The sequence below is a fragment of the Curtobacterium sp. MCLR17_034 genome, from assembly GCF_003234485.1.
GTDB classification, from domain to species: Bacteria; Actinomycetota; Actinomycetes; order Actinomycetales; family Microbacteriaceae; genus Curtobacterium; species Curtobacterium flaccumfaciens.
On sequence record NZ_QKTH01000009.1, the window covers coordinates 25,582 to 45,633 of the forward strand.

The window sequence follows — 20,052 nt, forward strand, 5'->3', positions numbered from 1 at the left end:
TGACGCCCCCGCTTCACGCACACTCGACCGAACAGCCGACAACCGACGGAGACACGATGTCGCAACCGCTCGAATCGCTCATGCACGCCAACCTGTTCGAGGTGTTCGGGGAGCGGGACCCCGAGCGTCGCCGCGCCGCGATCGAGCGGACGTACGCCCCGGACGTCGTGTTCCTGGACCCTGACGAGGTCGTCACCGGCCACGAGGCCCTGCACGCCAAGGCGCAGCGCCTGCTCGACCAGGCCCCCGGGTTCGTGTTCTCGCCCGCCGGCCCGGTCTACGAGAACCACGGGATGGGGTACCTCGCCTGGCACTTCGGCCCCGAGGGAGCACCGCCCGTCGTGTCCGGCATGGACATCTGCTTCATCGAGGGCGATGTCATCGCGAAGGTCTACACGCTGCTGACCGACTGACCGCCACCACCCGCAGGTGGTGGCGATCAGTCGGGCGCGAGCGATGCGGTCACCGTGAGCGGCTGACGGACGGGAGGCCCGGTGCCAGCTGACACCGGTCCTCCCGTCCGCCTGTCGGTACGGTCGAGTCGTTGCCGGATCGAGACACCGGTCCGGCCCGGCGTGCGGCATGGTTGAGCCACCGATGGCAGGCAGGACGGAGCGCACGGTGGAACGAGTGGTGGGGTGGGCCACGGTCGCGGTGGTCGTCACCGTGACGGTGTCGATGTTGCTGCTGGTCCAGACGACCACCTGTCTCGACGCCGTCCCCGGAGCGGGCGCGACCTCCTGCACGACCACGCCGATGATCGGAGTCGCCGGCACGTGGGTCGCGGCTGTCACCGGCGCGGTCGTGCTCGCGGTCTGCGGCTGGCAGATCGTCCGGGCGGCCCGAGCCGGCCGCGTGCCGAGCGACTGATTTCGCTCCGGGAATGTGCGCCGGAACGGCCGTGCGAGGATTCGTCAACCACACTTCCGAGGGGAACGACCACCATGACCACAGCCCGCACACTCCACTGGGTCAGCACCGTGCTCCTCGCCGTGGGGTTCCTCGGCGTCGGGGCGCTGATGTACGACGCGTCCTACGGCCCGGAGGGCGGCGGCGCGAACATCAGCCTCGGCCTCGTCCTCGTCCCGTGTCTCGGGTCAGGCGTGGTCGGGCTCGCACTGGGTGCCGCAGCCTTGGTCGCCAGGTGGTGGAGCACCCGGGCCGAGCGCCCGCGGACTGCGGTCCGGTGACACAGATGTCCGCCCCGTCCGCTGCGCGTCCCTGGACGCTGATCGCCGTCGTGGTGCTGGCGGGCTGGGCGCTGGTGACGGCGCTGCTGTTCCCGGTCACCGGGGCCGACGAGCACGAGGGGCCCGGCGACCAGGTCTGGCGGACCTCGTCGAGTGCGCTCGGCGTGCCGCTCTCACCGGAGTGGGACGTCCTCGTCTGGCTCGCCGCACTCGCGCTGGTGCCGGTCGTCGTCGTCGGGCTCGCGTTCCTGTTCCGCCGCCGACGACCGCACACCGCGCCCGTCAGTCCGTCGCCGGGTGGCCCTGCCCACTGAGGTGCGCGCGGAGCACGTCACGGACATTCGTCCACGACTGCACGCCGTAGCGGTCGTTGTCGACGTGGTGCAGCTGCGCCTGCCCGCTGAACATGCTCACGAAGTACTGCATCCCCTGCCATGCCGGGAACGTCTCGTCAGGGTTCTTCGACAGGCGCCGGCCGACGGCGCTCATCGCGGACAGGGTCCCGGTCGTGCCGGCCCACTGCAGCCGGAAGCGCTCCCCCGTCAGCTCGCTCATGGTGCGTGCGACGTCGCGTGCGGTGACCTGGTCACCCGCCATCTCGATCACCCGCGGAGCATCGTCGTCCAGGGCAGCGAGGGCCGTGACCCTCGCGACGTCGTCCTTCGTGGTGAAGTCGAGCACCTGGTCCGCCGACGACCAGAACAGCACGAGCCGACGGCCGGACAGGATCATCGGGGCCTCGCCGGTCAGCAGGTCGGTGAACATGCCGGTCAGGATCGAGGTCGCCTGCACCGGGGCCGCATCGAGGTCGGCGGCGAACTCGCGCCGCAGCTCGAAGTTGCGGTTGGTGCCGGGTGTGATCCGCCGGTAGTCAGCCGAGTAGTCGGACGGGATGAACCGCCGGACGCCCGCCGCCACGGTCGCCGCGAGCAGCGCGCGCTGGGCGTCGACGATCACCGGGCGGGTCCCGCTCACGGCGGAGACCACGACGTCGGCGCCGCTCACGGCCCGGGTCAGGGCGTCGTGGTCGCCGTACTCGGCGGCGACGACGTCGACACGGGCGTCGTCGCCGAAGCGCTCTCCGGCGGTCCTGCTGCCGGGCCGGGTGAGGACCCGGACCCGCACGTCGTGCTGGGTGAGCTCGCGGACGATGCGGTGCCCGAGGTCGCCGGTGGCGCCGGCGACGAGGATGGTGGTGGTCATGGGCGGGGCCTCACTGCAGTGGTGGTCGACGTGGTCGTCGCGGTGCGCCGTCGGGATCGCTCCGGGACGGCGAGGGGGTGTTGGAACGTGGGGTCCGCCTGGTCCGGTCCGGCGGTGCCGAGCCCGGCGGTGAGCGCGACGCGGGCCAGCAGCCGGCGCAGTGTCGTCTGTTCGTCGTCGTCGAGGTGCCGCATGAGCACGCCCTCGGCGCCGCGCAGGGCGGACCGCGTCCGGGCGAGCAGGGCACGGCCGGCGTCGGTGGGGTGGACCTGCCGCACCCGCCGGTCGGTCGGGGCGGGGCGGCGCTCGACGAACCCGCCCGCCTCGAGCGCGTCGACGATGTAGGTCATCTGGGTCTTGTCGATCCCGAGGCGCTGCGCGAGCCCGAGTTGCGACGACGGCTCCTCGGTCGTGGTCGCGACGAGCACCTGGTAGCCACGGGGACCACCCGGCACGTCGGCGACCGCCTCGCTGCCCAGCCGCGTGAAGCCCTGGAGCGCCAGCGGCAGCGCCCACCCGAGTTCGGATTCGATGCCCTCGGCACCCCAGTCGATCTCGGGGAGCGCGTCGGTCGGCGTCGGACTGTCCATACCGGAGACCGTACCGGAACAAGATCGTCTTGTGCAAAGATCATCTGCGATCAAGACGGACAACCGCCCTGACGCCGAGCAGCCGAGGACCCCATGTCGGACACCGCAGCCATCACCCCGTTCACCCTCGACGTCCCCCAGGCGGAACTCGACGACCTGCGCCGCCGTCTCCTGACCACCCGCTGGCCCGATGCCGAGACCGTCGAGGACACCTCGCAGGGGCCCCGACTCGAGAAGGTCCGCGCCCTCGTCGAACACTGGACGACGGAGTACGACTGGCGCCGGACCGAGGCACTGCTGAACGGCTGGGGCCAGCACACGACCCACATCGACGGGCTCGAGGTCCACTTCCTGCACGTCCGGTCCGCCATCCCCGGTGCCCGCCCGCTCCTGCTCACCCACGGCTGGCCCGGTTCCGTCCTGGAGTTCCGCCACGCGATCGGTCCGCTCACCGACCCGGTGGCGCACGGCGGCGACGCGGCGGACGCCTTCCACGTCGTGATCCCGAGCCTGCCCGGGTTCGGCTTCTCCGGGAAGCCGACGACGACCGGGTGGAACACCGCCCGGACCGCGAAGGCCTGGTCGGTGCTGATGTCCCGGCTCGGGTACACGGACTGGTTCGCCCAGGGCGGTGACCTCGGCGCCACCGTCACCGCGGAGCTCGCAGCCCTGCAGGCCGCCGGGGACATCGGGCTCGCCGGGATCCACCTCAACATGGCGCTGTTCATGCCGACGGACGACGAGGCGCGGAACGCCTCCCCCGACGAGCAGGTCATGCTGCAGGAGAGCGGCCACTACTGGCGCGAGCTGTCGGCCTACTCGCAGCAGATGTCGACCCGCCCACAGACCATCGGGTACTCGTTGGCGGACTCACCCGTCGGGCTGGCGTCGTGGATCTACGCGATGTTCCAGGACGTCGGCGGCTCGCACGACGAACACGGCGATGCCGAGCGGCTCTTCCCGCTCGACGAGATCCTCGACGACGTCATGCTGTACTGGCTGCCGAACACCGCCGCGTCCTCGGCGCGCATCTACTGGGAGGCGACGCGGACCGGCTGGGCCACCCCGGGCACCGTCGAGGAGCCGCTGACCCTGCCCGTCGGCCTGAGCATCATGCCGGGCGAGTACGTCCGCCGGTCGCGCCGCTGGGCAGCACGCCGGTACACCGACCTGGTGTTCTTCAACGAGGTCGCGCGCGGCGGGCACTTCGCGATGCTCGAACAGCCGGAGCTGCTCGTCGACGACGTCCGTGCGACGTTCCGCGGGCTCCGGTGACGGCGACCGAGCGGATCACCAGCAGCAGGGCGTAGCCGATCATCACGCCGCCCAGCGTCGGCACGAGCCAGGCGCGCGCGTCGCCCGCGACGGCGGTGTTCACGAACCCCAGGCCGGGGATCGAGTACCAGACCCGGCCCATGACCTGCGCGGCGACCACCCGTTCGGGATCGACGGCGGAGTTGTTGTCGCCCTTGAACGTGAACAGGCGGCGACCGTCGGCCCCGATCGCGACGGCGACCACCCGGTGCGAGATCACGCCGGGCCGATCGACCCGGATCTGGTAGGTGACGATGTCGCCGACACCGATGTCCGAGGGGTCCACCGGGCGGACGACCGCCAGGGTGCCCGGTGGCATCCCCGGTTCCATCGAGCTCGTCAGCACGGTGAGCGGCACCGAACCGGTGATCCGCGGCACGAGGATCGCCAGCGCCGCGAGCCCGACCACGACGATCAGGAGCAGGACCGCGGCCGTCTGCCCCAGCAGCCGGAGGGCGCTCGACCAGCGGGCACCCTGCGGCTGCGGCTCCGGCTCCGGCTGCGACTGCGACTGCGGCACTGCGGTCGTCACGACGTGGCCCGGAGGGAGAACAGCTGGAGCCCGGACGTGCTGCAGTCGGCGACCGTCATCGGGTTGGTGGTGGCGGACCCGTTCGACGCCGTCAGGCAGAGGTCGTTCCGGTTGCGGAACCGGAAGAGCCCACTGCCCGCGCCGACCGCTTCGGCCGTCCACTTCTGGGCACTGATGTCGTTGTCGGGACGGAGCAGGGCGGACCGGTCGCTCGGGGCGTCCCAGTACAGCGACGGATTCGAGGGCGACGTGATCCGGAGCCAGTCATCCTCGGGCGTGAAGCGCCAGGTCTGCGTCGCGCTGGTCGTGCAGGACGTCGTGGTGATCGGCGAGCCGGACGCCGACCCACCACTCGCGACGCACGTGCCGGTGGCGTCGTTCCGCAGGACGTACCGGCTCGTCGATGTGTACCAGCCGGTGGCGTGCTGGATGCCGGGAGACGACGGCGACGCGTGGCCGCCCGCCCCGCTGGCGACCGCTCGCACCGTGTACGCGTAGTACTTCGAGACCTGCAGACCGATGTCGGTGAAGGACCGGACGGACGCCGACGTCACGCTGACCAGGACGCCGTCGCGGTACACGGCGTAGGACCCGATGCCGCTGGTGTCCGCGGGCGCTGCCCAGGTGACGGTGATGCTGCTGTCGGTCTCGGCGGTCTTCGACGGCACCGACGGGGTGACGGTGTCGGCGACGCTCTGGGCGGCGCGGGCGTGCGCGGTGCCGACCCAGGCCCCCTGACGGGCGGTGACGGTCGCGTCGAGGGTGGTCGAGCCTCCGGAGAGGTCGAAGCGTTGGCCCTGGCTGACCGACGTCCGCACACAGGTCGAACGGCTCGCGCCGGCGGCGAGGGTGGCGACCACGGGGGCGATCGTCGTGCCCGAACCGGTGATCGCCGCACTCGACGGAGCACCGGAGCAGGGGTTGGCGTTCGTGGACTGCCAGACGTCGACCCGGACGGCGCTCGACACCGCTGACCCGGCGGTCGCTGCGAGCGAGAGCGAGGTGGTGGCGGGGACGGACCCCGAGTTCGACACCGTGACGAGCGCCGTGTGGGACAGCGCGGCCGATGAGTACGTGGTGGCGAGGTCCTCGACACCGCGGATGCCGACCGAGACGGAGCCGGTCGTCGCGGCGGCCCGGACGGACTGCGCGGGGGCGGTCCACGTCGCCCACGCCGTCCCGCCGCTCACGAGTTCGAGCGCGACGACCGCGGCGGCCGTCGCTCCGAGCAGGAGCACGCGTCGACGTGGAGTGCGGTCGGTCATGATCCTGCCTGCGTCCCGCTGATGGTCGTGGTGAAGTCGGTGGCGAGGCCCTGCTGCGAGGCGGCTGCATCGGCCGGCATCGCGACAGCGAGGCAGAGGACGACGGCGGCACCCGGGGGCAGTGCGATACCCGCGGACCGTGGCGAGGTCGAGTCGAGCGTGCCGGACCACGTGGGGCGCACGCCGCCGGCCCGGCACACGGCCGCCGACGTCGCAGCACCGACGGTCACCCGCAGGTCACTGCGGACACCGGAGGCCGACGTCGTCGTGCCGGCTCGCGCCATCGCGACGCCGAGGTCGAGGGGGACGTCGCCGGTGTTCGTCGCGGTGACCACGCCGAACTCGGTGGCACCGGGGTAGAGGGGTGCGGACGGCAGCGCGAGACTGCTCAGCGACAGGTCCGCGGACCCGGCGGTGATCGTCGCGGGCTCGGTCGAGGACCGGGCGCTGAGGAGGGCGAACGTGCCACCGTCGGTGGAGATGGCGACGACCGCCACGATCCCCACCGCGGCGACGGCGAGCAACGTCGCCGTCGGCCAGCCGGTCATCGCGCCCCCTCGGCGCCGGCGGCTCATGCCTGGGTCAGGGTCACGGCGATGGCGTCGAGGTCGACCGACCCGTTCTGCGTGCCGTCCTCGACACCGGGGGTGGTGCTCTTCGGGAAGGCGATGGTCACGCCGACGCGGACGTCCTGCTGCGAGCCGGTCTGCCCGGTCACCGTGTACGGCGCAGCGGCACCGGAGACCCCGTCACCGGACGCGGTGAGCACCGCGTTCGCCGACAGGTACTTCGCCAGAGCGACGTCCGCCGGGGCCGACGTCGAGGTGGCCTCGACCGAGGCCGGGTCCACGGCAAGGGTGGCCTTCAGGCCCTTGCCGTTCGCGGTGACGACCATGTCCTGCGAGTAGGTGACGACGTCGCCCGGCACGATCGGGTAGCCGTCCAGCGTCGAGAGCGGCGACCCGCCGTTGACGGTCCAGCTCGCCGCCTGCGTGGTCGGCTTGATCGAGAGCGCGCCGGCGACGATGGTGCCCCCGGCAGTCTCGGCGCTGGAGTTCCAGAGCGCGAAGGTGCCGGCGCCTCCGAGCAGGAGGGCGACGCCCGCTGCGCCGATGATCGAGGCGGTGATGATCTTCTTCATGGTGTGCTCTCTGCGACGTCGAACGTCGGATCTGCGTCGACCACGTGCGGGCGGACAGCTCGATGAACTGCTGGCGGCCAGGCCCCGGGGAAGGGCGCGGCGCATCGACCGGAGAACGTGGTGCTCGACCTGCTGGGAGCGGCAAGTGCAGGAGACGAAGCCCTGCGAGCAGGGACCCGCCGACGGCCGGTCGTGCTGCTTCGCTGAGTATGACATGACAATTCCCCGCGTGCCGATCTGCGCGCAGACACAGGCGGACTGGCAGGTTGACACACCCTCACCTGCCCACTCGGAGGCGAGAGCCTTGTGGACACAAGTAGATACCGCTACTCTCCGATAGTGCGAATATCTGAACTTGCCCGAGCGGCGTCCACGCCGGTCACCGCCGTCAAGTACTACCAACGCGAAGGCCTGCTACCTCCCGGCGAGAAGTCGGCGCCGAACCAGACCGCCTACGACGACCGGCACGTCGGACGGGTCCGGCTCGTGCGGGCCCTCCTGGAGACCGGCGGGCTCTCGGTCGCCGTGACGAAGCAGGTCCTGGCCGTGCTCGACGCCGAGACCGCACCGCTGGCCGAGGTCTTCGCCGTCGCCCAGTACGCGATGACCACCCCGCGCTCCCCCGAGTCCGAGGCGACCCCGGAGGCCCGTAGCCGGATCGAGGAACGGGTGTCGGCCGCCGGCTGGTGCGCGACGTCGGACAACCCGGGACTCGAGACCGCGGCCCGGGCGCTCGACGGGCTGCGCACGATCGGGTTCGACGCTCCGGACGACTACCTCGACGCCTACGTGTCGGCAGCGGCGAGCGCGGCACGTGCCGACGTCGCCGCGCTGCAGGCCCGCGACGGCCGGACCGCGATGGCGGAGCTGATGGTGATCGGGACCGTCCTCGGCGATCCGCTCTTCGCAGGACTCCGGCGCCTGGCGCAGCAGGACGCCACCCACGACCTGTTCCCCGTCGCCGAGACGGACGAGGCCGGCGCATGACCGCTCCGCTGCACGTCGTCCTGGGCGGCAACGGTGTCGTCGGGCGCGAGACGCTCCGAGCCCTCCGCGAGCACGACGTCGCCGCCGTGTCCGTCGGCCGGCGCCCGTCGACACCAGCAACGGCGGGCAACGACGAGAGCAAGAGCGCCGACGCCCGCACCGACCACGTCATCGCCGACCTGCTCGACCCCACCGCGGTCCGCCGCGCACTGCACGGCGCCGACGTCGCGTACCTCGTCGCCGGCTTGCCGTACTCGTCGAGGGTCTGGACGGACCAGTGGCCGCGGATCGTCGACAACACCGTCGAGGCAGCCCTGGCCGAGGGCACCCACCTGGTGTACCTCGACAACGTCTACGCCTACGGCCGCGTGTCCGGGCCGATGACCGAGGCGACCCCGATCAACCCCTCCGGCCGGAAGGGTGCGGTGCGCGCGGCCGCCCTCGAGCAGCTGCGGACCGCGGCCGACCGCGGACTGGCCGTCACCATCGGGCGGAGCGCCGACTTCACCGGCCCCGGGGCGACGACGAGCGTGTTCAACGGGTTCGTCGTCGATCGGATCGCCGCCGGCAAGCGCCCGACCTGGCTGCTCGACGCCGACCAGCCGCACTCCCTCACCGCCACGCCCGACATCGGCGACGCGCTCGTGGTCCTCGGCACCGACGACCGCGCGACGGGCCGGACCTGGCACCTGCCGACCGCCCCGGCGCTGACCGGGCGGCAGTACGTCGAGCTCGCCGGGGTACCCGCCGCTCGCACGGCCGTGATGTCGTCGGCCACGCTGCGCTTCGGTGCGCTGTTCAACACGTCCGCCCGCGAGACGCTCGAGCTGCGGTACCAGTACACCGACCCCTACGTCTTCGACTCGTCGGCGTTCGAGCAGACCTTCGGCGTGCACCCGACCCCCACCGCCGACGTCGTGGCCGCCGCCCTGCTGCGCGCCCGGAGCGTGACCAGGTGATCGCCGCCGTCCGCCGAGCGGTCGCGTGGCACCCGGCACTCATGGCCGTGGCCGGCCTGATGGTCGTGTCCACCGCGGTCTGCCTCGTCGGACTCGTCGTGGATCCCCGGACCATCCTCGGAGCACCGGCGTGGATGAAGCCCCTGAAGTTCTCGCTGTCGATCCTGCTCTACGCCGTCACGTGGGCGTGGCTCATCGCCCACCTGCCGAAGTGGCAGACGCTGGCTCGCCGACTCGGCACCGTGGTCGCCGTGGCCCTGGTGGTGGAACAGGTGCTCATCGTGTGGGCCGCCGCCACCGGCACGACGAGTCACTTCAACGTGTCGAACAGCGTGCACGTGGTGGTGTGGGCGGTGATGGCGGTGGCGATCACGACGCTCTACCTCTGCACCTTCGTCACCTCGATCGCGCTGTTCTTCCTGCGCCTGCCCACCCCGGCACTGACGGTTGCCGTCCGCGCCGGTGCCGTCATCGCGCTCGGCGGCATCGGGGTCGCGTTCCTGATGACCGGCCCGACCCCCACCCAGCCCACCGCCCCGGACGGGATCGTCGGCGCCCACACGGTGGGGATCGCGGATGGCGGCCCCGGGGTGCCGCTGCTCGGGTGGAGCACCGTCGGCGGCGACTACCGGGTCGCCCACTTCGTCGGCATGCACGCCCTGCAGGTGCTCCCGCTGGTGGCGCTCCTGGTCGCCGCCGCGGGTCGGCGCCTGCCGTGGCTGGCGGACCCGACCACGCAGGTGCGGATCGTGGTCGTCGTCGCGGTCGCGTGGGCGGCGGGCACCGTGCTCCTCACCGTGCAGGCCGCGGTCGGACAGTCGGTGGTCCACCCCGCCGGCGCGGTGGGCGCGGTGGCGTGGTCACTCGTCGTGCTCGCCGCAACTGCGAGCGCGGCCGTGCTGCTCCGTGCCCGCCTGCTCCGTGCCCGCACCGCTCCCGCGGCGCGACTGCGCTGACGGATCAGCCGGCGCGGAGCCCTCGGGAGATCAGGTCGGCGGCAGCACGGGCTTCCGTCGCCCACCCGGGGCGATCGATCCCGGCCCCGATGCCGTGCAGCAGCATGAGCACCGTCCCGGGGGCGACGTCGGACCGGATGGTCCCGTCGGTGGCAGCGCGCGCCATCAGCTCGGCGAGCGTCCGCTCCAGGTCTCCCCCACCCTCGGCCTGCGTGGTGGCGTCGACCACGGCGGCGAGGGTGCGGGCGAGCGCCGCGTGGTCGACCACGTACTCCACGAACCCGCGCAGGAAGTCGTCGAGGCTCTCAGCCGCGGGGCGCGTCGAGTCACGAGCACGCCGGCAGAGGACGTCGACCTCACCCCGGTAGACCGCAGCCGCTAGCGCTTCGCGTGTCGGGAAGTGTCGGTAGAGGGTGCCGACGCCGACTCCCGCGCGCCCGGCGAAGTCGTCGAAGCGCAGCTGCTCGTCACGCTCGAACGCCGTCCGGGCAGCGGCCACGATCGCGTCGCGGTTCCGACGGGCATCGGCGCGCATCGGCTTCTCGCCAGGCAGGGACTCTTCGACCGGCATGGAGCCTCCTTGACAAGTGGAAACAATCTCCATATCTTCCAAGTGGAGATCGTCTCCAGACTAGCGGACAGGTGCCTGATGCGGATCCTCATGCTCGGCCGGGGCGTCATCGCCACGATCTACGGCCAGGCCTTCCAGCACTCCGGGCACCAGGTCGACCACCTGGTGCGGCCGGGGCGTGCTGCCGAGTACGGCGACAGCGTGCAGACCGACGTCATCGACGGTCGCCGCGGACCCCTGGGTCGGCGCACCCGATCGACGTCGCCGACGCGACTGGTCGAGTCGGTCGACACGGCGGACGCGTACGACCTCGTCGTCCTCAGCGTCGGCCACCACCGGCTGCAGGAGGCCGTGGCCACCCTGGCGCCCCACATCGGGCACGCCACGGTGCTGGTCCTCGGCAACGTGTGGGACGAACCCCTCGCCGCGGTCGCACCGCTCGCCGCGGACCGGGTGCTGTTCGGGTTCCCGGGCGCAGGCGGCGGGTTCGACGCCGACGGGGTCCTGCACGGTGCCGTCCTCCGTTCGGTCCGGCTCGGGACGACCGGCACGGCTCCGGACCGGCGGGAGCTGGTGCGGTCGGTGTTCCAGCGGGCGGGGTTCACCGTGCAGGACGAGGACGACATCCGCGGATGGCTGTGGCTGCACTTCGTGCTCGACGCCGGCATGTTCGCACAGGCCCTGCAGAGCGGTGGCCTGGCGACGATGGTCGGGGATCGGCAGGCGCTCCGCGAGGCGTTCCTGATCGGTCGGGAACTCCTGCCGGTCCTGGAGGCACGGGGCGTCGACCTCTCCCGACACCGCTCCACGACCCTGCCCGTCCGACTGCCGGGGACGACGGCAACGCTCGTCGCCGCGGCCACGGCGCGCGTCCCGATCGCGCGCGCGAGCCTCGCCGCGCACGACGACCCGACCGCCGCGGAACCCCTGGCGGTCCTCGCGGACGTCCGGCGCACCGCCGCCACCCTGGGCATCACGACCCCGCGCCTCGACCGGACGGCGCGACGCGTCTGACGACGGGTGCGGGCCGTGGACGCGGCCGGGCACGGACTGGAGGCACGGTGCCAGCTGGCACCGTGCCTCCAGTCCGTCACGGCGAGCGTTCCGGACCCGCCCGTTACGCTGTCCCCGTGTCAGAGCCGCGCCGCAGTCCGGGAAACCAAGCTTCACTGCGTGAAGCCAACCGGGGCCGGGTCGTCAGCGCGGTGAAGCGGCACGGCGGGCTGACGCAGGTCGAGCTCGCCGGGGTGACCGGACTCTCCCCCGCGACCGTCTCGAACATCGTCAAGGAACTCGTCGCGACCGGTGCCCTGCACGCGACGCCGAGCACCTCGAGCGGCCGTCGGGCGCTCCGCGTGACCCTGCCGCACGGCCTCGGGCTGGTCGCCGGGGTGCACGTCTCGCCGCGGCACCTGCGGCTGGCGCTGTCGGACCTGAACGGCGCCGTCCTCGCCGAGCGGCACATGCCCCTGGCCCGCGACCACCGCGCCGACGCCGAGCTCGACAAGACCGCGCTGCTCGTGCTGGACATGGTGGAGTCGATCGAGTCGTCGATGGACGAGGTGCTCGCCGTCGGCTTGGCCGTGGCCGCCCCGATCGACGCCCGCACGGGGATGACGGCGCGCGGTGGGATCCTGCGGGGTTGGGACGGCATCGCGCTCGGCCAGTCGCTCGCCCGGCGGATGGACAAGCCCGTGCAGGTCGACAACTCCGCCAACCTCGCCGCCCTGGCGGAACACCGGAGCGGGGCGGCCCGTGGCCGCGACACCGTGGTGACACTCGACGTCGGCAACGGCATCGGTGCCGGACTCGTGCTGGGCGGACACCTGTTCCGTGGGCACCACGGCATCGCCGGTGAGTTCGGGCACACCCCCGTCCTGCCGAACGGGCCCCTGTGCCGGTGCGGGAACCGCGGGTGCCTCGAGGCGATCGCCGGCGCGCCCGCGGTGCTCGAGGGCGTCCGCGACGAGGTCGGCACCCTCAAGCTGGCGGACCTGATCCTGCGGGCGATGGGCGGCGACCAGGTCTGCATGCGCGCCGTGGCGGACGCCGGGCGCGCGATCGGTTCGGCGGCGGTGGGCCTGTGCAACGTCCTCGACCCGGAGCGGGTGGTGGTCACGGGCGAGTTCGCACGAGCCGGGGAACTCCTGCTCGGCCCGATGCGGCACGCCCTCGAGTCGTCACTGATCGTCGACGTGGACGGCACGCCGGACGTGGTGCAGGGGCAGCTCGGCGAGAAGGCCTCGGTGACCGGCGCATTGGCGCTGGCGATCGAAGCCGTGGACGTGACGCGCGCACGCTGAGCGGAGACGCTCCCTGCCGGGCCCCACGCGCCCGCCGACGTGGCCGCCCCGCCGCTGGCCTGGCCGCCCCGCGCCCTCCGGATAACGTTTTCGTCACGGCGCGCGGTCCTTGCGTTCAACTCTTGCAGCCAAGAACGCTCGCTGTCACACTCAGGGCACCGCCGATGGGGGCGGTCCACTGTTGGAGGACGTTTCAATGAAGAAATCCACCACACGAGCGATGCTGGGCGTCAGCGCCCTGCTGCTCGCGATCACCACCCTGGCGGGCTGTTCCAACGGCGCGGACGCCGGGACCGGTTCCGGCGGAGGCGGCGGCGACGTGTCGAAGGCCAAGATCGGCCTGCTCCTGCCCGACTCCGTCACCGCCCGCTACGCCAGCGCCGACCGTCCGCTCTTCACCGCCGAGGTGAAGAAGCAGTGCAGCGGCTGCTCGGTCATCTACGCGAACGCCGACGGCGACGCGTCGAAGCAGCTGCAGCAGGCCCAGTCGATGCTCACGCAGGGCGTCAAGGTCCTGGTCCTCGACCCGTTCGACGGCGAGGCCGCAGCGTCCATCGTCCAGCAGGCGAAGGCCAAGAAGGTGCCGGTGATCTCCTACGACCGGCTCATCAACAGCCCCGACCTGAGCTACTACATCTCGTTCGACAACGAGAAGGTCGGTGAGCTGCAGGGCCAGGCCCTGGTTGACGCCCTCAAGGCGAAGAAGGTCCCGGAGGGCTCGGGCATCATCATGGTGAACGGCTCCCCCACCGACAACAACGCCTCGCAGTTCAAGAAGGGCGCGCACTCGGTCATCGACGACAGCGGCTACAAGGTGCTCGCCGAGTACGACACCCCCGGATGGGACCCCGCCAAGGCGCAGGACTGGGCAGCCGGCCAGATCAGCAAGCTCGGCAAGGACAAGATCACCGGCGTCTACGCGGCGAACGACGACACCGGCGGCGGCGTCATCGCGGCCCTGAAGTCGGCCGGCGTCACCGAGCTCCCGCCCGTCACCGGGCAGGACGCCTCGCTCGCGGGCATCCAGCGGATCCTCGCCGGTGAGCAGTACATGACCGTCTACAAGGCCTTCAAGCCCGAGGCGTCGAAGGCCGCCGACCTGGCGATCCAGTTCGCCAAGGGTGAGACCCCGAAGGGCGACACCACCGTCGACACCGCCGGCGGCGCCAGCGTCCAGTCGACGCTGCTCGACCCGGTCGCCGTCACCACGGACAACGTCCAGTCGACGGTGGTCAAGGACGGCCTGTACGAGGTGTCGAAGATCTGCACCGCGCAGTACAAGGCAGCCTGCGACAGCGCCGGCATCAAGTAGGCCCGACCCCCTCTGCCCGCCCGGTCCGACTGCGGACCGGGCGGGCCTCACCGATCGAGGACGACACCCGTGAGCACGACACCCGTGAGCAACGCGTCACCAGCAGCACACCCCTCCGCCGACCCGGTGATGTCCCTGCGCGGGATCACCAAGCGGTTCGGCGCCGTCCAGGCCCTCAGCGACATCGACTTCGACGTCTACCCGGGCGAGGTGGTCGCCATCGTCGGCGACAACGGCGCCGGCAAGTCGACGTTCGTGAAGATCCTGGCCGGGGTATACACACCGGACGGCGGCACGATCACCTTCGGCGGCGACGAGGTCACCGTCCCGAACCCCGCCGCGGCCCAGACCCTCGGCATCGCCACGGTGTTCCAGGACCTCGCCCTCGCCGACAACCTCGACGTGGTCTCGAACCTGTTCCTCGGTCGCGAGATCGCCCACCCGTTCCTCGACGAAGAGGAGATGGAGCGCCGCTCGTGGGAGCTCCTCCAGCAGCTCGCCGCCCGGATCCCGTCGGTGCGGATCCCGATCGCGTCGCTGTCCGGTGGGCAGCGGCAGACCGTGGCGATCGCCCGCTCGCTGATCGGCGACCCGCAGGTGGTCGTCCTCGACGAGCCCACCGCCGCACTCGGCGTCGCGCAGACCGCCGAGGTCCTGAACCTCGTCGAACGCCTGCGCGAGCGCGGGCTCGGCGTCGTCCTCATCAGCCACAACCTCGCGGACGTGCAGGCCGTCGCCGACCGGGTCGCGGTCCTGCGTCTCGGGCGCAACAACGGCACGTTCCGCATCGACGACGTCTCCTACGAGGAGATCATCGCGGCCATCACCGGCGCCACCGACAACGCCGTCACCCGTCGCGCCGCCGCCCGCACCGAGCAGGAGACCAGCGCATGAGCAAGACCGACGAGACCCTCACCGCGGCGACCCCGACTCCTTCGGCCGCGGACCTGCAGGACGAGCGGCTCCTGCGCGACCAGGGGATCGGCGGCGCGGCGAAGGCCTTCGTCCGCCGAGTGCGCGGCGGTGACATCGGTTCGCTGCCGGTGGTCGTCGGGCTCATCGTCATCTGGGCGGTGTTCCAGGCGCTCTCCCCCGACTTCCTGTCCCCGGGCAACCTGGTCAACCTCGCCCTGCAGTGCGCCGCGGTCGGCACGATCGCGATCGGCATCGTCCTCGTGCTGCTGCTCGGCGAGATCGACCTGTCCGTCGGCAGCGTCAGCGGGCTCTCCGCCGCGATCCTCGGCCAGGGCCTCACGACGCTCGGCTGGCCGCTGTGGCTCGTGCTCACCGTCGCCCTGGCCGTCGGTGCCGCCGCCGGTCTGCTCTACGGCCTGCTGTTCACCCGCTTCGGGGTGCCGAGCTTCGTCATCACGCTCGCCGGTCTGCTCGGGTTCCTCGGGCTGCAGCTGCTCATCCTCGGCCCGAACGGCTCGATCAACCTGCCGTACGACTCCCCGATCGTGCAGTTCGCCTCGGCCTCGTACCTGCCGCCGTGGCTCGCCTACCTGCTCGCCGTCCTGGCCGCCGGAGGACTCTTCTTCACCGAGGTCCGTCGCGCTGCCCGTCGCCGTCGTGCCGGACTGTCGACCGGAGCGATGTCCCTGACCGTCGTGAAGGCCGTCGCCCTGTTCCTCGGCCTCGCACTGATGGTCTGGTACCTGTCGCGCGACTTCGGCACCGGCACCTCGTTCGTGTTCTTCATCGTGCTGGTCGTGCTGATGAACTTCGTGCTGAAGCGCACCCGCTGGGGCCGCTCGGTCTTCGCGGTCGGTGGCAACGTCGAAGCCGCACGGCGCTCCGGCATCCGGGTGAACCGCATCTACATCTCGGTGTTCATGCTGACCTCGCTCTTCGCCACCGTCGGCGGCATCCTCGCCGCCGCCCGACTGAACTCGGCGAGCCTGTCGTCCGGCGCCGGCGACACGAACCTCAACGCGATCGCCGCAGCCGTCATCGGCGGGACCAGCCTGTTCGGTGGCCGTGGCAGCGCCTGGTCGGCACTGCTCGGCATCATCGTGATCCAGTCGATCTCGAACGGGCTCACCCTGCTGAGCCTCGACTCGTCGATCCGCTACATGATCACCGGCGCGGTCCTGCTGCTGGCCGTCATCATCGACTCGCTCTCGCGGCGCAGCCGCGCCAGTCACGGCGCGGCCTGAGCGGGGCCCTGGACCCCGCCACGCGGACGGACGGGAGGCACGGTGCCAGCTGGCACCGTGCCTCCCGTCCGTCGTCCCTGACAGTTCACTGCCGGACTTGGCCATCTGGCCAAGTCCGGCAGTACGGTCGGTCCATGACCCTCCACCAAGAGCACCGCAGCATCGAGGAGCGGCGGCAGCAACTCGTCGACGCCGCGATCGCCGTCCTGCGCGACGGCGGGATCGCCGCGCTCACGACGCGCGCCGTCACCACCGCCGCCGGACTGCCGCACGGCGCGTTCCACTACTGCTTCGCATCGAAGTCGGCGCTGTTCCGGGCGGTGCTCGAACGGCAGCTGCGCGGTGCGATGGCAGCCGCGTTCGCGACACCGAGCAGACGGCTCGACCCACGGGAGCGGATCGCCGCCGGCCTGACGGCGCACCTCGGACGGACCCGGAGCGACCCGGCGACCGCGCTCGCCCTCGTCGAACTCGTCACGCACTCCCGTCGCGATGCCGACCTGGCAGAGCTCGCCGCGTGGGAACAGGGTGCGTACCTCGAGGCCGTCCGCGTCCACGTCGACGCCTGGTCGGACGAGGACGGGATCACGTGGGTGGTACCCGTCGAGCAGGTCGCACGTCTGCTCATCGCGACGGCCGACGGCGTCAGTGGGTCGTGGCTCGCGGACCGCGACGACACCGCCGCTTCCGAGACCGTCGCCACGGCGGCTCGGGCGATCGCCAGCCTCGTCGGCGGAGGTGCCTCGTGAAGTGGCTCTTCCTCGGGATCGCGATCGTCGCCGAGGTCACGGGTGCCCTGTCGATGCAGGCGGCCGTCGAGCAACCCGCCTGGTACGCCGTCGTCGCTGTCGGATGCTCATCCGGGTGCTCCGGAGCGGCATGGCCGTCGGGGTCGCCTACGGCATCTGGGGCGCGTCCGGGGTCGCGCTGACCGCGGTGCTCGCCGCCGTCCTGTTCGGGCAGGCCCTGACGCTCACGATGATCATCGGGATCGCGCTCATCGCGGTGGGCGTGCTCCTGGTCGAGATCGGGTCCCAGCGGGCGCTCGCACGTCGTGAGCAGGAAGCCCGCTGATGGGGTGGGTCCTGCTCGCGATCGCGATCGTCACCGAGGTCGGTGCGACGATCAGCCTCAAGCTCGCGACGGACGGCAAACGCATCTGGTACGTCGCCGTCGTCGCGGGGTACCTCATCGCGTTCAGCCTGCTCGCCGTGGCGTTGACGCTCGGCCTGCCGATCGGGGTCGCCTACGGCATCTGGGCCGCGACGGGCGTCGCCCTGACCGCGATCCTCGGACGGGTGCTCTTCCGCGAACCGCTCACGGCGCTCATGCTCGGCGGGATCGCACTGATCATCGTCGGCGTGCTCCTGGTCGAACTCGGGCACTGAGCGCCGTGCAGGGGCTCGACGCCGTCACTTGCTCTTCGAACCGGAGGTCCCCGGCAGGCTGAGGATGTTGTCGGTGCCCTGCGGCACGACGATCAGGGAGCCGTTGTCGCCGGCGCTCTTGAGCGCCTCGATCTCGCGCTGCTTGAGCGCGGCGTCGGACAGCGGGTGCTCGTTGAGGACCTCGTTGGCGTCGGCCTGACCCTGCGCCTCGGCGACCTGCTGCTGCGCCTGCACCTTCTTGGCATCCAGGAGCGCGCGCTCCTTCGTGACCTGGATCTGCGCCTGCTGCGCGGTGGCGTACGCGTCGATGACCGACTTCGGCGGCGTGATCTCCTGCAGGGCGAAGTTGTCGACGTGCACACCCGAGCCCTTCCACCGCGTCTCGAGCGCCTGGATCATCGCCTTCTCGACGGTGCCGCGCTTGGTGATGAGCTCGATGGTGGTGAAGTCGTTCGGCACCTGGCGGACGACGCTGCGCACCGAGTTGCCGATGAACTGCGTCTTGAAGTTCTCCTCGGTCTTGTACGACCGGTAGATGTCGGTGACCGACTTCGCGTCGATGCTGTACTGCAGGTTCAGGCTGACGTTCGACGAGACGCCGTCCTGGTCCTGCACCGTGACGTACGGGCCGGAGCGGACGTTGCCGTTGTTGTCCGAGTCGGAGCCGTTCACCGCGTTGATGTAGGTGACGGTCTGGTTCCGGATGTTGAACGTGTGGAGCGTGGCCCACGGTGCCTTGAAGTGGAACCCGGAGTCCGTGGTCTGCCCGACGATGTTGCCGGAGATGTCCACCTGCACCTTCGACTCGCCCGTGTCCTGCGCGTACAGGGTGCTGCCGAGCGTGAGCCCGACGAACAGGACGCCGGCGGCTGCTGCTGTCCACGTCGCGATGAGGTTCGGGCGGCGGGTCGGGACGGCTGGACGTGCCTCGCGACCGGGCGTGGCCGGTCGCGCGGGGGTGGAGTAGGTGCGTGTTCGGAAGAAGAGCGCGACGAGCGCGATGACGAGGAAGACGATGGCGGCGACGAACATGACGATCACTCCTGGATGCTTGTCCGTTGAGTCTGCCGTACCCGGAGGGGTGCGGGTGACGCGGGTGCGCGTGGTGGCGGGCGGTGCGCGCCGTCCGTGTCGCCCCGGTCGCCTGGCGCCGGTTCCGTCTGGTGCGAGGTTGCACACGTGGTGCGACCCCGGATGCCTCGCACCACGTGTGCAACCTCGCACCGAGCGGACGCGCTCGGGTCGGGGCCGCGTGGGCTAGGCCGGTCCGACGATCTCCTCGATGCGCTCGAGTCCGATGCGGCAGCGTCCGAGGTACTCGTCGTACAGGTCCGGTCGCCGGTCACGCGCCCACCGTGTGACGTCGAGCAGGTGCAGCGCAGTCATCGACGCGAGCCGCCGGTGGTCGTCGTCCGACGTGAGTCCGCCAGCCGTCATGAAGTCGTCGTGGTCCGCGCGGGTGACGGACCCGTCGATGAACGTCCACGTGAACACCCGGCGGGCATCCGTCCACGGTGCCGGCCCGGTCTCCGCGGCGCCCCAGTCGATGAGCACCGGCCGCTGGCCCGGACCGCGGGAGATCAGGTTGCGAGGTGCGAGATCGCCGTGGGCCAGCCCGAACTCGAACTGCGCCTCCGACAGCGGAGCGAGACGATCACGCAACCGGTCCGGCGACGCGTAGGCACCGTCACGGAGCAGCGGATCGTCGTCGCCGAGCGCATCGAGGTTGTAGTCGAGGTGCGCCGTCCAGGCGAGCCGGAGGTCGTCGCCGAACCTCGTGAACAACGACCGAGGCGCATCGACGAGCGGGATCATGGCGACGGCTCGCGCGGCGCTACCGAGCCACCGCCACGGGCGGTCGATCGGTCGTGGGTCAGGTGCGACGTACTCCGACACCGAGAAGGGGACACCGCCCTCCGACCCGTGGGCGAGCGGTTCGGGGACCGGGATGCCGACCCGGCTCGCGCTTCGTGCGGCCCACGACTCGACGGGGTACTCGTCCTGTCGAAGCGGGTCAACCGGGAAACGCAGTACGACCGGAGCAGCACCCGCACGGTCCACCCGATAGGTGTGGTTCACCGCTCCGCCGTGCAGCCGTTCGATCCGGTCGACCGATCCGCCGACGGAGCGCAGGACGACTCGGAACCACTCCTGCTCGACCACCTCGTCCGACATGGGACCA

At 71.4% G+C, this 20,052-nt stretch carries 25 protein-coding genes; 16 read left to right on the top strand and 9 right to left on the bottom strand.

Going from position 1 to position 20,052, the window contains the following annotated elements; genetic code table 11:
- Nucleotides 1-56 precede the first annotated feature (56 nt).
- The 4 genes from DEI98_RS10645 (at nucleotide 57) to DEI98_RS10660 (ending at nucleotide 1,504) form a co-directional block, all read left to right on the top strand.
- A complete protein-coding gene (locus DEI98_RS10645; protein WP_258370799.1) occupies nucleotides 57-413 on the top strand; it encodes a nuclear transport factor 2 family protein in 357 nt (118 codons plus the stop codon).
- A gap of 208 nt (nucleotides 414-621) precedes the next feature.
- Nucleotides 622-870, top strand: coding sequence for a hypothetical protein (locus tag DEI98_RS10650; RefSeq protein ID WP_146243495.1), 249 nt, complete (start codon nucleotides 622-624; stop codon nucleotides 868-870).
- A 74-nt stretch (nucleotides 871-944) separates the two neighbouring features.
- Nucleotides 945-1,190, top strand: a complete 246-nt coding sequence (locus tag DEI98_RS10655) for a hypothetical protein (protein ID WP_111100719.1) — start codon at nucleotides 945-947, stop codon at nucleotides 1,188-1,190.
- Between the two features lie 5 nt (nucleotides 1,191-1,195).
- Complete coding sequence (locus DEI98_RS10660) at nucleotides 1,196-1,504, top strand: hypothetical protein (RefSeq protein WP_111100720.1); 309 nt, start codon at nucleotides 1,196-1,198, stop codon at nucleotides 1,502-1,504.
- Here the strand turns inward: DEI98_RS10660 and DEI98_RS10665 are convergent.
- The gene (locus DEI98_RS10665) at nucleotides 1,473-2,393 is read right to left on the bottom strand and encodes an NmrA family NAD(P)-binding protein (RefSeq protein ID WP_111100721.1); all 921 of its coding nucleotides are present in this window, start codon (nucleotides 2,391-2,393) and stop codon (nucleotides 1,473-1,475) included. The two genes, DEI98_RS10660 and DEI98_RS10665, sit on opposite strands and share 32 nt — an antisense overlap.
- Complete coding sequence (locus DEI98_RS10670) at nucleotides 2,390-2,983, bottom strand: MarR family winged helix-turn-helix transcriptional regulator (RefSeq protein WP_071404274.1); 594 nt, start codon at nucleotides 2,981-2,983, stop codon at nucleotides 2,390-2,392. Before DEI98_RS10670 ends, DEI98_RS10665 begins: the two co-directional genes overlap by 4 nt.
- Nucleotides 2,984-3,076: 93 nt before the next feature.
- Between DEI98_RS10670 and DEI98_RS10675 the strand changes: the two genes are divergently transcribed.
- Nucleotides 3,077-4,258 (top strand): epoxide hydrolase family protein, encoded by a 1,182-nt coding sequence (locus DEI98_RS10675; protein WP_111100722.1) that lies wholly within the window; start codon nucleotides 3,077-3,079, stop codon nucleotides 4,256-4,258.
- Here DEI98_RS10675 and DEI98_RS10680 read toward each other — a convergent pair.
- From DEI98_RS10680 to DEI98_RS10695, 4 genes are read right to left on the bottom strand one after another with little or no spacing between them, the layout of a single operon-like run.
- Nucleotides 4,164-4,829: a signal peptidase I gene (locus tag DEI98_RS10680; protein WP_181438015.1), complete on the bottom strand. Its 666-nt coding sequence runs from the start codon at nucleotides 4,827-4,829 to the stop codon at nucleotides 4,164-4,166. The two genes, DEI98_RS10675 and DEI98_RS10680, sit on opposite strands and share 95 nt — an antisense overlap.
- Entirely contained in the window at nucleotides 4,826-6,094 is a 1,269-nt protein-coding gene (locus DEI98_RS10685) for an RICIN domain-containing protein (RefSeq protein WP_111100724.1), read from the bottom strand. Before DEI98_RS10685 ends, DEI98_RS10680 begins: the two co-directional genes overlap by 4 nt.
- Nucleotides 6,091-6,642, bottom strand: a complete 552-nt coding sequence (locus tag DEI98_RS10690; protein WP_111100725.1) for a hypothetical protein — start codon at nucleotides 6,640-6,642, stop codon at nucleotides 6,091-6,093. The genes DEI98_RS10685 and DEI98_RS10690 overlap by 4 nt, the downstream gene beginning before the upstream one ends.
- Nucleotides 6,643-6,665: 23 nt before the next feature.
- Nucleotides 6,666-7,235, bottom strand: a complete 570-nt coding sequence (locus tag DEI98_RS10695; protein ID WP_111033128.1) for an alternate-type signal peptide domain-containing protein — start codon at nucleotides 7,233-7,235, stop codon at nucleotides 6,666-6,668.
- 339 nt (nucleotides 7,236-7,574) lie between these two features.
- On the opposite strand from DEI98_RS10695, the gene DEI98_RS10700 reads away from it, so the two are divergent.
- The 3 genes from DEI98_RS10700 to DEI98_RS10710 are packed head-to-tail and all read left to right on the top strand — an operon-like array spanning nucleotide 7,575 to nucleotide 10,137.
- Nucleotides 7,575-8,222: a MerR family transcriptional regulator gene (locus DEI98_RS10700; RefSeq protein WP_111100726.1), complete on the top strand. Its 648-nt coding sequence runs from the start codon at nucleotides 7,575-7,577 to the stop codon at nucleotides 8,220-8,222.
- On the top strand, nucleotides 8,219-9,181 hold the full coding sequence (locus DEI98_RS10705; RefSeq protein WP_111100727.1) for an NAD-dependent epimerase/dehydratase family protein: 963 nt from the start codon (nucleotides 8,219-8,221) through the stop codon (nucleotides 9,179-9,181). The genes DEI98_RS10700 and DEI98_RS10705 overlap by 4 nt, the downstream gene beginning before the upstream one ends.
- Nucleotides 9,178-10,137 carry a hypothetical protein gene (locus DEI98_RS10710; protein WP_258370801.1) on the top strand — a complete coding sequence of 320 codons (960 nt, stop codon included), beginning with the start codon at nucleotides 9,178-9,180 and terminating at the stop codon, nucleotides 10,135-10,137. Before DEI98_RS10705 ends, DEI98_RS10710 begins: the two co-directional genes overlap by 4 nt.
- 4 nt (nucleotides 10,138-10,141) lie before the next feature.
- Here the strand turns inward: DEI98_RS10710 and DEI98_RS10715 are convergent, their stop codons facing one another.
- Nucleotides 10,142-10,708, bottom strand: coding sequence for a TetR/AcrR family transcriptional regulator (locus DEI98_RS10715; protein WP_111100728.1), 567 nt, complete (start codon nucleotides 10,706-10,708; stop codon nucleotides 10,142-10,144).
- A gap of 78 nt (nucleotides 10,709-10,786) precedes the next feature.
- On the opposite strand from DEI98_RS10715, the gene DEI98_RS10720 reads away from it, so the two are divergent.
- From DEI98_RS10720 to DEI98_RS10755, 8 genes are all read left to right on the top strand, one after another.
- Complete coding sequence (locus DEI98_RS10720) at nucleotides 10,787-11,722, top strand: ketopantoate reductase family protein (RefSeq protein WP_111100729.1); 936 nt, start codon at nucleotides 10,787-10,789, stop codon at nucleotides 11,720-11,722.
- Between the two features lie 116 nt (nucleotides 11,723-11,838).
- Nucleotides 11,839-13,011, top strand: coding sequence for an ROK family transcriptional regulator (locus tag DEI98_RS10725; protein WP_071246751.1), 1,173 nt, complete (start codon nucleotides 11,839-11,841; stop codon nucleotides 13,009-13,011).
- A gap of 196 nt (nucleotides 13,012-13,207) precedes the next feature.
- Entirely contained in the window at nucleotides 13,208-14,323 is a 1,116-nt protein-coding gene (locus tag DEI98_RS10730) for a sugar ABC transporter substrate-binding protein (RefSeq protein ID WP_111100730.1), read from the top strand.
- Nucleotides 14,324-14,452: 129 nt separating this feature from the next.
- Nucleotides 14,453-15,217, top strand: a complete 765-nt coding sequence (locus DEI98_RS10735) for an ATP-binding cassette domain-containing protein (RefSeq protein ID WP_111038920.1) — start codon at nucleotides 14,453-14,455, stop codon at nucleotides 15,215-15,217.
- On the top strand, nucleotides 15,214-16,482 hold the full coding sequence (locus DEI98_RS10740) for a sugar ABC transporter permease (protein WP_111038919.1): 1,269 nt from the start codon (nucleotides 15,214-15,216) through the stop codon (nucleotides 16,480-16,482). Before DEI98_RS10735 ends, DEI98_RS10740 begins: the two co-directional genes overlap by 4 nt.
- Nucleotides 16,483-16,616: 134 nt before the next feature.
- Complete coding sequence (locus DEI98_RS10745; RefSeq protein ID WP_111100731.1) at nucleotides 16,617-17,231, top strand: TetR/AcrR family transcriptional regulator; 615 nt, start codon at nucleotides 16,617-16,619, stop codon at nucleotides 17,229-17,231.
- 103 nt (nucleotides 17,232-17,334) lie between these two features.
- Entirely contained in the window at nucleotides 17,335-17,556 is a 222-nt protein-coding gene (locus DEI98_RS10750; RefSeq protein WP_309147104.1) for an SMR family transporter, read from the top strand.
- Nucleotides 17,556-17,870: a multidrug efflux SMR transporter gene (locus DEI98_RS10755; RefSeq protein WP_111100732.1), complete on the top strand. Its 315-nt coding sequence runs from the start codon at nucleotides 17,556-17,558 to the stop codon at nucleotides 17,868-17,870. Before DEI98_RS10750 ends, DEI98_RS10755 begins: the two co-directional genes overlap by 1 nt.
- 24 nt (nucleotides 17,871-17,894) lie before the next feature.
- Here the strand turns inward: DEI98_RS10755 and DEI98_RS10760 are convergent, their stop codons facing one another.
- Nucleotides 17,895-18,902, bottom strand: a complete 1,008-nt coding sequence (locus tag DEI98_RS10760; protein WP_152377666.1) for an SPFH domain-containing protein — start codon at nucleotides 18,900-18,902, stop codon at nucleotides 17,895-17,897.
- A 225-nt stretch (nucleotides 18,903-19,127) separates the two neighbouring features.
- Complete coding sequence (locus DEI98_RS10765) at nucleotides 19,128-20,045, bottom strand: phosphotransferase family protein (RefSeq protein ID WP_111100733.1); 918 nt, start codon at nucleotides 20,043-20,045, stop codon at nucleotides 19,128-19,130.
- Nucleotides 20,046-20,052 lie beyond the last annotated feature (7 nt).